This window comes from Rhizobium sp. FY34, from assembly GCF_005222845.1.
In the GTDB taxonomy this organism is placed as follows: Bacteria; Pseudomonadota; Alphaproteobacteria; order Rhizobiales; family Rhizobiaceae; genus Neorhizobium.
Window position 1 is genome coordinate 60,479 of the sequence record NZ_STFZ01000021.1, and the last position, 15,796, is coordinate 76,274.

Genomic DNA, 15,796 nt, shown 5'->3' on the forward strand with positions numbered 1-15,796 from the left:
TTGTGATTGCGAAGTTTTGGCGGCTCGCGGGAGGCTGGTCAAGCCCAGCCTGACAGATCAGGAGCAAGTTTACACACAGCCACAACGTACGGCTGTCTTCAGTTTAGGCAGCGACTGCACAAAACCATACACCTTGCGTAATATATCACCACTCCACGGCAATTTGTCGGATTTGAGGCGCTAATTTAAAGTGCAAGACTTGACCCCTGCCCATATTTCCGACTGTGATAGTGCCAGCTCGTTCCGGGAGGCCTTACGAGCGGCCTGCCCCAGCCGACATCTGGTTGGGCGGGGAGGCTTTGGGTCGATCAAAAAACAAGAGACAAAGGTTGGGAAAAATGAAAAAGACAATTCTGTCAGCTGCGATTGGCGCGGCAGTACTGGGCGCTGCCTCGACTGCATCCGCTGCCACGCTTGACTCCGTGAAGGCAAAGGGCTTCGTGCAATGCGTCGTCAACACCGGCCTGGCCGGCTTTGCCGCTCCGGATGCCTCTGGCAACTGGACTGGCTTCGACGTTGACTACTGCAAGGCCGTATCGGCTGCGATCTTTGCCGACGCAACCAAGGTCAAGTACACTCCGACCACGGGCCAGACCCGCTTTCCGGCCCTGCAGTCCGGTGAAGGCGACGTTCTGTTCCGCAACACCACGTGGACCATCAGCCGCGACACAGCACTCGGCTTCAACTTCCGCACCGTCAACTACTATGACGGTCAGGGTTTCATGGTTCCCAAGAGCCTCAATGTGAAGTCGGCTCTCGAGCTGTCCGGCGCTGCTGTCTGCGTACAGTCCGGCACCACGACCGAGCTCAACCTTGCCGACTACTTCAAGGCCAATAACCTGCAGTACAACCCGGTCGTCTTCGAAAAGTTCGAAGAAGTGAACGCCGCCTATGCTGCCGGCCGTTGCGACGTCTACACCACCGACCAGTCCGGCCTTTATGCCGTTCGCCTCGGCCTGACCAACCCGGATGACCACGTCGTTCTTCCGGAAATCATCTCCAAGGAGCCGCTTGGCCCGGCCGTTCGCCAGGGCGACGACCAGTGGTTCGACATCGTATCCTGGACGCATTACGCGCTGATCCAGGCTGAAGAGTTCGGCATCACGCAGGCCAATGTTGACGAAATCCGCAAGACCACGACCAACCCGGACATCAAGCGCTTCCTCGGCGTTGAAAAGGACAGCAAGATCGGTACCGATCTCGGTCTGACCAATGACTGGGCCTACAATATCATCAAGGGCGTCGGTAACTACGGCGAAATCTTCGAGCGCAATATCGGCAAGGGCTCGGCCCTGAAGATCGAACGCGGCCTGAATGCTCTGTGGTCCAAGGGTGGCCTGCAATACGCACCGCCGATCCGTTAATCGGCTGTTTTACGGACGAAAGCGAGGCGGCCACACCGCCTCGCATACCACCTCGGCATAATAGAAAATAACGGCCTTAAGGCCTTGCGGGGAAATTGGCACGCATGACCGACCATGCCATAAATGCGCCCACCAAAGGACGCGATCTCCGATCTTTGATCTACGATCCCAAGGTTCGGAGTATCTTTTTTCAGATCGCGACAGCGGTAATCCTGACGTTTTTCGTCCTCGAGATTTACCACAACGTCACCACCAACCTGCAGCAGTCGAACACTGCCTCCGGTTACGCTTTTCTCAACAGCCGGGCTGGCTTTGATATCGGCCAGTCCCTCATCGCCTATACCAGCGATTCCACCTATGGCCGCGCCATTATCGTCGGCCTGTTGAATACGCTGATGATCGCCTTCTGCGGCATTATCACGGCCACGATCCTCGGCTTTCTGGTCGGCCTTGGCCGCCTGTCGAAGAACTGGCTGATTGCCAAGCTGTGCACCGTCTATGTCGAAGTGTTCCGCAACATTCCGCCGCTCCTGGTGATCTTCTTCTGGTATTCGGGCGTTCTGTCGACATTGCCGCAGCCGCGTGATGCCATCCAGATCCCCGGCAGCATCTTCCTGAGCAATCGCGGCCTCACCTTCCCCAAGCCGATCTGGGGCGACGGCTCCGGCCTCATTCTCATCGGTCTGGCCGCAGCAATCGTTGCCGCCTTCGCCATTTCCCGCTGGGCAAAGGCGCGCCAGATGGCAACGGGAAAGCAATTTCCGGTTGGCTGGACCACGCTCGGCCTTCTGATCGGCCTTCCGCTGATCGGTTTCCTCGCGGCTGGCGCACCGTTGACCTTCGATATTCCCGTCGAAGGCCGTTTCAATCTTTCGGGCGGCGCTGTCGTTGCACCGGAATTCGTGGCGCTCTATCTGGCGCTTTCCTTCTACACAGCCTCGTTCATTGCCGAAATTATCCGCGCGGGTATCCGGTCCGTGTCGAAGGGACAGAGCGAGGCAGCCTTTGCGCTCGGTCTGCAACCCTCGCACACGACCCGTCTCGTCGTGGTGCCGCAGGCTATGCGCATCATCATCCCACCCTTGACCAGCCAGTATCTGAACCTGACGAAGAATTCGTCGCTCGGTATCGCGATCGGTTTCCCCGATCTCGTCTCGACCGGCGGAACGACGTTGAACCAGACCGGCCAGGCCGTGGAAGTCGTTGCAATCTGGCTCGTGGTATATTTGAGCATCAGCATTGCCACCTCCCTGTTCATGAACTGGTTCAACGCCAAAATGGCATTGGTGGAGCGCTAAGACATGGCCACGCGAAAAATCACTTTTGTCCGCGACAGCATGCTGCCGCCACAACCTGCTCCCCAGGCGTCCGGCAATTCCGCCGCCTGGGTGCGCGCCAATCTTCTGGCCACGCCGAAAGACGTGGTCATGACCCTCTTGGCCCTGGCTCTTCTGGCCTATATGCTGCCCGGAATGATCAACTGGCTGTTTATCGAGGCCAGCTGGTTCGGATCGGACCGCTCGGTCTGCGCCACCATTGCCCAGGGCGGCATTCAGCCGAATGGCTGGCACGGGGCCTGCTGGGCCTTTGTGGAAGACCGCTTCGCGCAGTTTGTCTTCGGCCGTTATCCACTTGAAGAGCGCTGGCGCGTTCTTTTGACGCTTGCGCTCTTCGTCGCACTACTCATTCCGGTTCTGATGCCAAAGGCGCCACGCAAGGGCCTGAATGCGCTCCTGCTCTTCGTTGTCTTTCCTGTCGTTGCCTTCTTTCTTCTGCATGGCGGTTTTGGCCTGTCGGAAGTGGAAACGCCGCTCTGGGGCGGATTGATGGTCACGCTGATCCTGTCCTTTGTCGGGATTGCCGTATCACTGCCGCTCGGCATCCTTCTGGCGCTCGGGCGCCGGTCAAAAATGCCGGTGATCAAGACGATCTGCGTCGTCTTCATCGAAGTGATCCGTGGCGTACCGCTGATTACGGTTCTGTTCATGGCCAATGTCATGTTGCCACTCTTCCTGCCCACAGGCTGGACGATCGACAACTTCCTGCGTGCACTGGTCGGTGTCGCCCTGTTTGCCTCGGCCTATATGGCCGAAGTCATTCGCGGCGGCTTGCAGGCCATTCCGAAAGGACAGACGGAAGGCGCTGAATCGCTGGGCCTCAGCTATTGGCAGACGATCCGGCTGATCATCCTGCCGCAGGCCATCAAGCTGGTCATTCCGGGCATCGTCAACACGTTCATCGGCCTATTCAAGGATACCTCGCTCGTCTCGATCATCGGGATGTTCGATCTCCTGGGCATTGTACAGCTGAACTTCCGGGATTCTGCATGGATCGCACCAGCCGTGCCGATCACAGGTCTCGTATTCGCCGGGTTCATGTTCTGGATCTTCTGCTTCGGCATGTCGCGCTACTCCGCCTTCATGGAGCGGCACCTCGACACCGGGCACAAACGATAAAAAAGGGGAAAGACATGGCAGACGCCGCACCCAAGAAGACAGCCGTTTCAAATACCGACGTGGCCGTCGAAATCACCGCAATGAACAAGTGGTACGGAGATTTTCACGTCCTGCGCGATGTGAACCTCAAAGTCATGGCAGGCGAACGCATTGTCATCGCTGGGCCATCCGGTTCCGGAAAATCGACGATGATTCGCTGCATCAACCGGCTGGAAGAACACCAGTCCGGACAGATCGTCGTTGACGGTATCGAACTGACGAATGACCTAAAGAAGATCGATGAAGTGCGCCGCGAAGTCGGCATGGTCTTCCAGCACTTCAACCTCTTCCCGCATCTGACGATCCTGGAAAACTGCACGCTTGCACCGATCTGGGTTCGTAAGATGCCGAAGAAGGAAGCGGAAGAAATCGCGATGCACTTCCTGAAGCGCGTCAAGATTCCGGAACAGGCCAACAAATATCCGGGCCAACTCTCCGGCGGACAGCAGCAGCGCGTGGCAATTGCCCGCTCGCTGTGCATGAAGCCGAAGATCATGCTCTTCGATGAGCCGACATCTGCACTCGATCCGGAAATGGTGAAGGAAGTGCTCGACACGATGGTGGGTCTTGCCGAAGAAGGCATGACCATGCTCTGCGTGACCCACGAAATGGGCTTTGCCCGCCAGGTCGCGGACCGCGTCATTTTCATGGACCAGGGGCAGATCGTCGAGCAGAACGCGCCGGCGGAATTCTTCGACAATCCGCAGCACGAGCGCACCCGACTCTTCCTCAGCCAGATTCTGCACTAGTGCTTCTATTGTGACATTTGCGTCCCGTCACGAGACCCTTACGAGTAAATGTCGGCGCAGAAAAATCAACAAGGGCGGCCAACAAGCCGCCCTTCACTATGATGGCAAACCCGTCGATTGTTTCGGCGGGTTTTTGCGTTCTCTGGCGTTGAGATTTCGGCTGACGGATCGCCCGGCGCTTCACATGTGCCTTCGAAGAAGTCGCCTCGACATGAAGCGGCGACCTATCGCCGGATCACTGACGAGATCAACAGTAAAGGCATGAAAAAAGGCGGCTCGAAGGCCGCCTTTTCAGTATGATAAATCCGTAACCGATTAACGCGAATAGAATTCGACAACCAGGTTCGGTTCCATGATGACGGCGTAAGGCACGTCCGACAGGGTGGGCACGCGAACGAAGGTCGCAACCATCTTGTTGTGATCGGCATCGATATAGTCCGGAACGTCACGCTCAGCGAGCGAAACGGATTCCAGAACCGTGACCATCTGCTTGGACTTTTCGCGAACTTCGATCACGTCGCCAGCCTTGCAGCGGTAGGAACCGATGTTGACGCGAACGCCGTTGACCGTGACGTGGCCGTGGTTGACGAACTGGCGGGCAGCAAACACCGTCGGTACGAACTTGGCGCGGTAGACGATAGCGTCCAGACGCGATTCCAAGAGGCCGATCAGGTTTTCGCCGGTATCGCCCTTGCGGCGGTTGGCTTCGTCATAGGTGGCGCGGAACTGCTTCTCGCGGATATCGCCGTAGTAGCCCTTCAGCTTCTGCTTGGCGCGCAGCTGCACACCGAAGTCCGAAAGCTTGCCCTTGCGGCGCTGACCGTGCTGGCCAGGACCGTATTCGCGACGGTTGACCGGGGACTTCGGACGACCCCAGATATTCTCGCCCATACGGCGATCGATTTTGTACTTGGACGACGCGCGCTTGCTCATCGCATTTCCTTTCATAGGTTTTCACCGGCCTGTTACCAAACCGGCTTTAAGGAAACACGCCCTCCTAAGAGATGCCGTTGACGGCACCTCTGACAGGTTTCTCACGGAGCATCCGGAGACAACCACGGGACATGTCAAATGAAACACCGGGCGTTGCCACCCGGTGCTTGAGGCGGTCTTTAGGGACAAGTCATGGAATTGTCAACAACGACACCACGGAAGCGCGACGGTGGCGGCATTGAATGCTGGATAACGTCTATTCACAAATCTGCCGTCCTACTTGATTTTTTCTGTTGTTCCCCCCTTGAATGACAAAAACAGGCTTCCCATCTCAATTATCAGCACCGGGCCCCTCTGACGTGTACAGCCGGATCGACCCGTGATGTCGGTGCTTTTTCCATTCAACTTGATCCGGCGTTGGAAGACCCGTCATGGATTTTCTCGTCGTCGATGTACTCGGCAAGCCACTCTGGATGTGGCTCACCTTTGTTGTTGTCGTACTTGTACTGCTGGCACTCGATCTTGGTGTTCTCCACAAGGATAGCCGCGAAATTGGCATCAAAGAGAGCTTCGTCCTTTCCGCTTTCTACATTTCTCTCGGCCTCGCCTTCGGTGGCTGGATCTGGTACCAGAGCGGCGAACAGGCCGGCCTGGAATATCTGACCGGATTCGTGGTCGAAAAAAGCCTCGCGATGGACAATATCTTCGTCATCGCCATGATCTTCGGATATTTCTCCATTCCCCGCGCCTACCAGCACCGTGTGCTTCTCTGGGGCATTCTCGGCGTCATCATCCTGCGCGGCATCATGATCGCCGCCGGCGCGGCCATCGTCGAGAACTACAACTGGGTACTTTATATCTTCGCAGCCTTCCTGATCATCACCGGCATCAAGATGCTGCTGACGGCTGAGCAGGAATATGATGTCTCCACCAACCCGGTGCTGAAATTTCTGCGCAAGAAGCTTCCGGTCACGGACAGCCTGCGCGGCGAAAAGTTCATGGTGCGCGAGACCGATGAAAAGACCGGCAAGCTGAAGACCTTCATCACGCCGCTCTTCCTTGCCCTGGTGATGGTGGAACTGGCCGACGTCATCTTCGCCGTCGATTCCATCCCGGCGATCTTTGCCATCACGACAGACCCCTATATCGTCTACACGTCCAATATCTTCGCGATCCTTGGCCTTCGCGCGCTCTACTTTGCGCTCTCGGCCCTGATCCACCGCTTTGCCTATCTCAAGTACGCGCTGTCGGTCGTCCTGATCTTCATCGGCTCCAAGATCTTCCTTGCCGACATGCTCGGCCTTGCCAAGATCCCGCCGGTCGTCTCGCTGACCGTAACGCTGGGCATCCTTGCCGCCGGCATCTTCGGCTCGCTCTGGGCGACCCGCAACCTGCCCACGGATACCAGCCACGGCAAATAAGCCGGGCTGACACACCAATATCACCGCGCCGGCTCAACCGGCGCGGTTTTCTCCGTCTTGGCGGCATAGAAAGAATACCGACAGGATCCGGGCACTTGGCGTCCGCTTAGCTGAGACACACACTATACACCCAATGTCCCATTTATTTTATAGTATTATAATTTTCTGAAATTTTAACTCCAAATCAAACCGTCCATATGTTGCTCGCTTCATGCGGCAAGTCTGCACAATTTGACCCTTCTTCAATCTTTTCTCCCTAGTGACAAAAAGTTGCCTGTCAAAAGCATCAGCTTTCTTTGGGGGATGAGGATAATGATGTTCGCCTTTCTGTTTCGCTCTCTACGAGGGCGTTTCACGCTTCTCACCGTTCTGGGTTTCGTCTTAGGCCTGAGCTCCGTTGCACTCGTCGGCACGGCCTTCATGGAAACGGCCATGCGCCGCGACGCCCAGGCGGCAGCACGTGGGCTTCTTCTCCAATATGCCAATGATATTCGTTCGGACATTGCCCGCTCATCGGCACTGATCAATACACTGGCCGAAACTGCCGCAGCCGTTGCATCCTCTGAGAAGCCGGATCGTGACCTGCTGGGAGATATGGTCAGCCGAAGCTTGAACGGCCAAGCCGATCTGCTGGGGATAAGCCTGGTCTTTGAAGACAATATGCTGGATGGAGAAGACCAGCACTTTCAGGACCATCCGAATTCTGGCCTGAATAGCGGTCGGTTTGCCACCTATCTTTACCGCTCCGGCAGTTCGGCCATCGACATCGAAAAGCTGGACATGGCAGATGCGGCAGCGGCCGTCTGGTACGATACCCCCTTGAAATCCGGCAGGCTGATGATCACGCCCGCCTATGCGGACCTGATCGACAACACCGAAACCATGATCACCACCATTGCCGCACCTGTGCGCCGGGGCCAAGACGTGATCGGCGTGGCCGGCGCTGATTTCAACCTCGGCGACATATCCAAGCGCATCGCGGCACTGAAGCCCTTCAATTCCGGTGCCGTGTCGCTTATCGACGGTTCCGGCCTGTGGCTTGCGCATGCCGACCGGACGCGGCTGGCGAAACCGGCCGATATCAGCGATGTCCAGACCCTGACGCAAAGGGCTAGCGCGCAAGATGTCGTGGATCAGACGGATTCCAACGGCATCTATCACGCCGCCTTCAAGATTCGCTTCCCCGACATCGGCGAGGAATGGACGCTGCTGCTCGCGGTGCCAGGAGCCGATATGGTGGCGAATGCCACACAGGCGCGCAACAACATGCTGATGTTCGGCGGCCTGATTGCCCTTGTTGCACTGATACTGACATCTGTTGCCGCAAGCCGCTTCTTCGGCCCCATTTCCACGATGACACGCGTCATGCACCGGCTTGCAGTCGGCGAAAACGACATGACAATCCCCTTCACCCAGCGCCAGGATGAAATCGGTGGCATGGCAGCATCTATCGCCGTTTTTCAGGCCGCAGCCCTGCGCAATCGCCAGCTGGAGAACGAGGCTGAAGAGGCACGTCGGCGCCTGGAAGAGGATCGCGCGCTGAGCCAGGCAAAGGCCGAGGCCGAGGCTTCGCAGAAGCTTCACGAGGCGACATCCGGGCTTGCCTCCGGCCTTAAGCGGTTGGCATCCGGCGATCTTGCCTTCAGCCTTTCCGAGCCCTTCGCGCCGGAATTCGAGGCCCTTCGGCACGATTTCAACAACTCGATCCAGCAGCTTGCCGATACCCTGGTCTCCATCATTGACGGCATAGCCTCGATCGATGAGGGCGCCATTGCGATCAATGCCGGTGCCAATGACCTATCGAAGCGCACCGAACAGCAGGCGGCAGCCCTGGAAGAAACGGCGGCCGCCATCGAGCAAATCACCATCAATGTGAAGAATGCCTCGCAATTGACCGAGGAGGCTCGCCGGGTTGCCCGCGAAGCCAATAGCGACGCCGCCCGCTCCGGCACTGTCGTGATACGGGCGGAGGAGGCCATGCGCACGATCGAGGCAAGCTCGACCAAGATATCGAGCATCATCGGCGTTATCGACGAGATCGCCTTCCAGACGAACCTGCTGGCGCTGAATGCCGGCGTGGAGGCTGCGCGCGCCGGCGAAGCCGGTAAGGGCTTTGCCGTGGTTGCCCAGGAAGTGCGGGAGCTTGCCCAGCGGTCGGCGTCCGCCGCAAAGGAAATCAAGGCGCTCATCGTCACCTCCAGCGGACAGATCGGCGATGGTGTGGAACTAGTGCGTCAGGCGGGCGCGTCACTATCGGGCATTTCGGCCTATATCGGTCAGATGAACGAGCATATGGAATCCATTTCCACATCGTCGCGTGAGCAGTTCATCGGCCTGGCGGAGGTGAACTCCGCAGTCACCGAACTGGACCAGACAACCCAGCGCAATGCGGCAATGGTTGAGGAAACCACAGCCTCCGTTGGATCGCTTGCGACGGAATCAGACCGCCTGCAAAATCTGGTGCGTCGCTTCCAACTGCCGGTGCGTCACGCTCTGTCACGCGCGGCGTAAGGCAAAGCTTTCACGTATGGGCACCGCGCCGGCTCAACCCCGGCGCGGTTTTTCTTTGCGCGATCCGGCATTCCCGAGAGCGCAATGGCGCGCTAAGCTCAAAGCCATTGCCAGCCAGAATCGGATACATACTCATGTCGCTGCCCACAGATACCGTGCTTGACCGTTTTCTCCGCTATGTCGTGATCGACACGCAATCCGACGCCACGTCCCAGAGCCAGCCATCGACGGACAAGCAGAAAAACCTTGGCCGCCTTCTGGAAGCGGAACTGAAGGCCCTCGGACTTGCCGATGCCCATCTCGACGAGCATGGCAATGTCTATGCGACTGTTCCGGCCACGACGAAAAAGACCGTGCCTTCCATCTGCTTCTGTTCGCATATGGATACGGCACCCGACTTTTCCGGCACCGGCGTCAAGCCACAGATCGTCAAGAACTACCAGGGTGGCGACATCCGGCTGATCGGTGACGCAAACCAGGTCATCAAGGTGTCTGAACATCCCGAACTGTCCAACCAGATCGGCCATGACATTGTCACCACCGACGGCACGACGCTGCTCGGCGCCGATGACAAGGCCGGCATTGCCGAAATCATGACTGCCGCGCAATTCCTGCTGGCCCATCCCGAAATCCCGCACGGACCGGTCAAGATCCTCTTCACCACGGATGAGGAAATCGGTCGCGGCGCCGACAAGGTGGACATCAAAAAGCTTGGCGCCGCCTTCGGCTATACGCTGGATGGCTCGACGATTGGCGAGATCGAGAACGAGACCTTTTCCGCCGATGGCGTGACGATTACGATCACCGGCGTTGCCATGCATCCGGGCACGGCGAAGAACAGAATGGAGAATGCCATCAAAATCGCCGCCGGCATTGTCGCCCGCCTGCCGCAGGACCAGGCGCCGGAAACGACGGAAGGCAAACAGGGTTTCATCCATCCGGTCGGCATCAGCGGCGCCATGGAGGGCGCGACCGTCAGCTTCATCATCCGCGACTTCGAGGAACAGGGCCTCACCGATAAGGAAGAGCTGCTGAAGACCATCACCCAGGATGTGATGGCGGCCTATCCCGGCTCCAGCTTCACCTTCACGGTGAAGCAGCAGTATCGCAATATGAAGATCGTTCTCGATCGCCACCCGGAGGTGATGGATAATCTCATCGAGGCAACAAAGCGCGTCGGACTTACACCCAGGATCCACAGCATCCGCGGCGGCACGGATGGCTCACGCCTTTCCTTCATGGGCCTACCCTGCCCCAATATCTTTACCGGCGGCCATGCCTATCACTCGCCGCTCGAATGGGTGAGCGTCGAGGATATGGAAACCTCGGTGAAGACGATCGTGGAACTGGTGAAGGTCTGGGAAGAGCGGGCGGCGTGAGGCATTTAGCGGGAGGACTGTAGATGTGGCAGGGACCGAGATAGCCTGACTAACGCGATGCCCCCGCCCTGCCAACCAGACAGTATGCCGCTATCACCGATCTTCGCTTGATGTTGATTGAGGATAGGGGTTTGGCCACGCGGTGATCTCCCCACCTGTGGGGGAGATGGCCGGCAGGCCAGAGGGGGCAAGTTTCATACACCGGCATTCGGCAACCCGGAGCCTTATCTACTCCGCCGCGAACCGGTCCAACCTCGCCGGCGCGTCATCGGTCGCATCGGCCATGCCCGGCGCCGTCTGCACATCGAGATCCGGGAAGGCAACAATGCGTTTTCCTGAAAAGTCCGAATGCACGACGACGAGGTTCTGCTCCTCGAAATAGCCGAGCAGACGGCGCGCACGCCGGGCAGAATGCGTGCCATAGGCGCGCGCGATGCGCATATCCGACGGGCATGGCTCCCCGAGCAGGGCCGCCTTTGCCATGAGCAGAAACACGCCCTGAAGATCATCGGAGACGCGCGCGGACAATTCCAGCGCCGTCTGCCAGCCGGGCGTGGCGGCGGTTTCCTCATCCACCCCTGCCCGTGACACCGCAAGACGCCGGCGAAACTCGGCCATCGGCATCGGCGGGCCGGGCAGCCTGCGCATGCGGGCGCGCACCAGAAAATCCTGGTAGAGAACCGAATCGGTGCGATAGGCGGCCTGAGGATCGTCGATGATTTCCGTCAGCACCGCCAAGAGCCGCTCCTCGCGCTCTTCGGGCGACAGTTCCGGCTGAGACGGACGGTTGGGCTCCGGCGCTATCGGGGCAGCGGCCGGTGTCGCGCGCGACAATTCGGCCAGGATATCCGTCGTCGGGCGGGGTGCCGGCGGTGTGCGGCGGGTCAGCGGCCTTGTGAATTCTTCCGGATCGGGCGTGAAGATCAAGTCTTCCACATCCTGCACCGCATCCGGCAGCGGCATCAGCTTGGGCGAGGAGGAGCGCGCCGAGGTTTCCACATCGCCGATGATGATGGGCAGCGGGCGGCGCGACAAAGCCGGCCCGAGTGCAACGAAATTACCGCGCTTCAAGTCGCGGAACATTTCCGCCTGGCGGCGATCCATGCCCAAGAGATCGGCCGCGCGCGCCATGTCGATATCGAGAAAGGTGCGGCCCATCAGGAAGTTGGAGGCTTCGGCGGCAACATTCTTGGCAAGTTTGGCCAGACGCTGGGTGGCAATGACGCCAGCAAGACCACGTTTACGACCACGGCACATCAGGTTTGTCATGGCGCCCAGCGACATCTTGCGGGCATCTTCGGACACATCGCCGCCGACAGAGGGCGCAAACATCTGCGCTTCATCGACCACCACCAGCACCGGATACCAATATTCGCGATCCGCATCGAACATGCCGTTCAGGAAGGCGGCGGCGGCGCGCATCTGGTCCTCGATGTCGAGACCTTCCAGCGTCAGCACGCAGGAAACGCGGTGCTGGCGAATACGCGTCGCGATGCCGATCAACTCTGCTTCGGTACGCTCGCCATCCACGACGATATGGCCATATTTGTCGGCCAGCGTGACGAAATCACCTTCTGGATCGATGATAACCTGCTGCACCCAGGGCGCCGACTGTTCCAGCAACCGGCGCAGAAGATGCGACTTGCCGGAGCCGGAATTGCCCTGCACCAGAAGACGCGTGGCCAGAAGCTCCTCGATATCGAGCTTGGCCGGCTGCCCGCCGGACAGAGTTCCCATATCGATGCCTACCTGCACTGCACTACCTCATTTGCCCATGATGAAAGCCTGGACGGCACTGCCGTTCATCCGGCAGTGCCTTAGCAGGTTTATCGCGAGTCGGCGCGGTGAAAAGGCTGGCGATCAACAGGCAATCAACTGGCCGCCCTGCGGTAACCCGCCGCAAACAGGCCGGCACCGACCATCAGGGAACCACCGGTGCGGTTGACGATCCGCCGGATCCTTGGCTGGCGCACGCTGTCGCGGGCCTTTGATGCCAGCAAGCCATACAGCGCTGCATTCAGCGTTGCCAGAACCAGGAACGTCACCTCAAGGATCACCATCTGCATGGCAAAGGGCTTCGAGAGATCCAGATACTGCGGCAGGAAGGCCACGAAAAACACGATGCTTTTGGGGTTGAGGGCCGTCACAACATAGGTGTGCAGAAATATGCGCAAGGGGCGTTCCGGCGGGCTTTCGAGATCATCTCCCGTCGCATTGGGCACCGGCGCACGCCACAGCTTGATGCCAAGATAGATCAGATAGGCTGCACCGATCCACTTCAGCACGGTAAACGCGCTGGCAGAGGTCGCCAGCAGCGCCCCGAGCCCCAGCATGGAAGCGGTCATGGCGGTGAAATCCCCCAGTGCAACGCCGGCAACCGTGGCGGCGGCCACTCTTCGTCCGTGCGACAGCGCATAGGAGATGACGAGCAGATTGGTCGGGCCGGGAATGGCGAGCATGATTGCAGACGCCGCCACGAAGGCGAGCCAGTGCTCGAAGGGCATGCGTATGGTCCTTTCCTCAACGAGAGACGTAAGCAAGCCACCGCAGCCAATGCTTGGCAAGCGGGTTCACAGGCTTGAAAATCAGAAATCCCTCCCGCCGCCTTTGCAGCGGGAGGGAAAGCGCTGGCGCCAATAACAGGCGTTAGCGAAAAGCCTCCCTCACGGAGGCGCGCGGCTCATGGGCGGAACCCCAGCCAATACACCATCGGCGCTCTCACCGGTCCTTCCCGCACTTGCCGATCACTGTCGGAAACGCCGATGTCGCGCAGCATGCGATCGGAAAAGTGCCTGAGATCATTGACTTTGCGGCGCTCCCGGAAAGCCGAGACGAACAAAGCCCGCGCGACATTCCAGAAGCCGTATTCTCGATGCAGATCGCCGACAGCGTCGGCAACCATGGATTGGTCTTTGAACATGGATTTTCATTCCCGGCGCATCGCAGCGGCGGGTCCTTTTCGGGTTGAAAATGACGGATAGGCGAAAGACAGCAAATCGCGCGGATTTGCAGCGTCAGGCCAGGACGTCAGACAGGGTTGGGTTGGAGCGCCAAAAGGCTGGAGTTCAGGCGTTTATGGCCTGATTATCGCACGGCTGAATGAACCCCATAGCGGGATTATTCATCGGTGCCATATGTCCGCCAGCGAGGCGCAGATACGTGAAGATACGGGTCATGATGCGCCTCCTTTCGTGAAACAGTTGCGGACTGGGACAAGTTGACACAGGCTTATTTCGCCGGCAAGTCTGCAATCTGAATTTGCAGAACAACACCAGTCTCTGTTGCCATACCGCAACAAACAGATTTTGCGATCAGAGAATGCGCAGTCCAAAACCCTGCATCAGCCGGCGTGTCGCAAAATCCGGATTGCCGGAGGTAAAAACGGCAAAGTCGTAGTCCTGACCATGCTCGGTGTGATCGGCGGCCGGCACCATCCGGCGCGCCTGACGGGCAATCGCTTCGGCCGGATCAAGCCAGTCGACAGGCCAGGGGGCGAGCCGACGAAACACATTGGCCATGAAGGGATAATGGGTGCAGGCCAGCACGACAATGTCGGTGCGGGCGCCATCCTTTTCGACGAAGCAGGGCGCGATTTCGGCGGTGACTGCCTCATCATTCACGCCCTCTCCGCGGATATAGGCCTCTGCCAGGCGCGCCAGATTTTCAGAGCCGACGAGGCGCACATGGCATTGCGAGGCAAAGGACTGGATGAGATCGCGCGTATAGGCGCGTTTGACGGTGCCGGGCGTGGCGAGCACCGAAACGAGGCCGGAGCGCGTGCGTTCCGCCGCCGGCTTGATGGCGGGCACCGTGCCGACAAAGGTCATCATCGGAAAGGCCTGCCGAAGGGCGGCGCCCGCAAGCGTGAAGGCCGTGTTGCAGGCAATCACGCAGATTTCCGGCTGGTAGGTACCAAGGAGATCGGTAAACAGGGAAAGAATACGCTTCGTCAGCGCCTCTTCCTCCCAGCCACCATAGGGAAAGCCGGCATCATCGGCGACATAGATGAAACCGCGCTCCGGCATCAGCACGCGTGCCTCGCGCAGGACCGTCAGCCCGCCAATGCCCGAATCGAATACCAGAATCGGCTTCAGATCATGCCTCGTCACCTGCTCCATTCCCCTCATCTTCGCCACCGGTTGTCGCCGGCCCCTTGCCTTTTGGCCAGCGCCGCTGAAACCGGTCCAGCGATGTCAGCACGCCGCGCAAGACGCTGATTTCCGGCTCGGTAAAATTCGGCCGCGACAGCACCGCACGCAGGTTGTCGATCATTCGCGGCTTTTTCGTGAGCGGATGGAAGTAGTTGCGGGCGTCCAGCGCCTCTTCGATCTGGTCGAACAGACCAATCAACTGCGATTTGGTTGCCGGCCTCTGCTCAACCCTCTGGAACGGGGTTGCCGCGTCATCCTGCATGCCGCTCTTCATCCATTCATAGGACATCAGAAGCACGGCTTGAGCGATATTCAACGAGGCAAAGGCGGGATTGACCGGGAAGGTAACGATCTCGTCGGCCAGCGCCACTTCTTCATTGCTCAGGCCCCAGCGCTCGCGGCCAAAGAGAATGCCTGTCTTTTCACCAAGTGAGAAACGCTCACGCAACATGCTGGCCGCCGTCACCGGAGAGCGTATTTCTTTGAAACCATCGCGCTGTCGCGCCGTGGTCGCGAAAACGAAATTGAGATCGGCCACCGCTTCTTCCAGCGTTGCGAAGACCTGCGTGGCATCGATCACGTGATCGGCCTTGGCAGCGGCGGCCTGCGCCTTTTCGCTCGGCCAGCCGTCGCGCGGATTGACAAGGCGCAGTTCGGCAATGCCGAAATTCGCCATGGCGCGCGCCACCATGCCGATATTTTCACCGAGCTGCGGCTCGACAAGAATGATCGCCGGCCCTTCCGCTAAAAGTTCGCGCTCGCTATTGGTGCCTGCCATGTTGTTCCCAGCCTT

At 58.9% G+C, this 15,796-nt stretch carries 13 protein-coding genes; 7 read left to right on the forward strand and 6 right to left on the reverse strand.

What is annotated here, in order from left to right:
• Positions 1-338 precede the first annotated feature (338 nt).
• From E8M77_RS17155 to E8M77_RS17170, 4 genes are all read left to right on the forward strand, one after another.
• Positions 339-1,364, forward strand: a complete 1,026-nt coding sequence (locus E8M77_RS17155; RefSeq protein ID WP_137131856.1) for an amino acid ABC transporter substrate-binding protein — start codon at positions 339-341, stop codon at positions 1,362-1,364.
• Positions 1,365-1,468: 104 nt separating this feature from the next.
• Positions 1,469-2,662 carry an amino acid ABC transporter permease gene (locus tag E8M77_RS17160; RefSeq protein ID WP_137131857.1) on the forward strand — a complete coding sequence of 398 codons (1,194 nt, stop codon included), beginning with the start codon at positions 1,469-1,471 and terminating at the stop codon, positions 2,660-2,662.
• A 3-nt stretch (positions 2,663-2,665) separates the two neighbouring features.
• Positions 2,666-3,820: an amino acid ABC transporter permease gene (locus E8M77_RS17165; RefSeq protein ID WP_137131858.1), complete on the forward strand. Its 1,155-nt coding sequence runs from the start codon at positions 2,666-2,668 to the stop codon at positions 3,818-3,820.
• Between the two features lie 14 nt (positions 3,821-3,834).
• Positions 3,835-4,608, forward strand: a complete 774-nt coding sequence (locus tag E8M77_RS17170) for an amino acid ABC transporter ATP-binding protein (protein ID WP_137131859.1) — start codon at positions 3,835-3,837, stop codon at positions 4,606-4,608.
• A gap of 315 nt (positions 4,609-4,923) precedes the next feature.
• Here the strand turns inward: E8M77_RS17170 and rpsD are convergent, their stop codons facing one another.
• Positions 4,924-5,541 carry a 30S ribosomal protein S4 gene (rpsD, locus tag E8M77_RS17175; RefSeq protein WP_137131860.1) on the reverse strand — a complete coding sequence of 206 codons (618 nt, stop codon included), beginning with the start codon at positions 5,539-5,541 and terminating at the stop codon, positions 4,924-4,926.
• Positions 5,542-5,972: 431 nt separating this feature from the next.
• On the opposite strand from rpsD, the gene E8M77_RS17180 reads away from it, so the two are divergent.
• The 3 genes from E8M77_RS17180 to pepT all read left to right on the forward strand — a co-directional run bounded on the left by E8M77_RS17180 (position 5,973) and on the right by pepT (position 10,852).
• Positions 5,973-6,962, forward strand: a complete 990-nt coding sequence (locus E8M77_RS17180; RefSeq protein ID WP_137131861.1) for a TerC family protein — start codon at positions 5,973-5,975, stop codon at positions 6,960-6,962.
• A 312-nt stretch (positions 6,963-7,274) separates the two neighbouring features.
• On the forward strand, positions 7,275-9,473 hold the full coding sequence (locus E8M77_RS17185; RefSeq protein WP_170975918.1) for a methyl-accepting chemotaxis protein: 2,199 nt from the start codon (positions 7,275-7,277) through the stop codon (positions 9,471-9,473).
• 134 nt (positions 9,474-9,607) lie between these two features.
• The gene (gene pepT, locus E8M77_RS17190) at positions 9,608-10,852 is read left to right on the forward strand and encodes a peptidase T (protein ID WP_137131863.1); all 1,245 of its coding nucleotides are present in this window, start codon (positions 9,608-9,610) and stop codon (positions 10,850-10,852) included.
• Positions 10,853-11,080: 228 nt separating this feature from the next.
• Here pepT and E8M77_RS17195 read toward each other — a convergent pair whose 3' ends face one another.
• The 5 genes from E8M77_RS17195 to E8M77_RS17215 all read right to left on the reverse strand — a co-directional run bounded on the left by E8M77_RS17195 (position 11,081) and on the right by E8M77_RS17215 (position 15,781).
• Positions 11,081-12,607 carry an ATP-binding protein gene (locus E8M77_RS17195; protein ID WP_170975919.1) on the reverse strand — a complete coding sequence of 509 codons (1,527 nt, stop codon included), beginning with the start codon at positions 12,605-12,607 and terminating at the stop codon, positions 11,081-11,083.
• A gap of 116 nt (positions 12,608-12,723) precedes the next feature.
• Positions 12,724-13,356, reverse strand: coding sequence for a LysE family translocator (locus tag E8M77_RS17200; protein WP_137131865.1), 633 nt, complete (start codon positions 13,354-13,356; stop codon positions 12,724-12,726).
• 176 nt (positions 13,357-13,532) lie between these two features.
• Positions 13,533-13,772, reverse strand: coding sequence for a DUF1127 domain-containing protein (locus tag E8M77_RS17205; RefSeq protein ID WP_137131866.1), 240 nt, complete (start codon positions 13,770-13,772; stop codon positions 13,533-13,535).
• Positions 13,773-14,163: 391 nt separating this feature from the next.
• Positions 14,164-14,961: a glutamate racemase gene (gene murI, locus E8M77_RS17210; RefSeq protein ID WP_246659304.1), complete on the reverse strand. Its 798-nt coding sequence runs from the start codon at positions 14,959-14,961 to the stop codon at positions 14,164-14,166.
• Complete coding sequence (locus E8M77_RS17215; RefSeq protein WP_137131867.1) at positions 14,948-15,781, reverse strand: RNA methyltransferase; 834 nt, start codon at positions 15,779-15,781, stop codon at positions 14,948-14,950. The genes murI and E8M77_RS17215 overlap by 14 nt, the downstream gene beginning before the upstream one ends.
• Positions 15,782-15,796 lie beyond the last annotated feature (15 nt).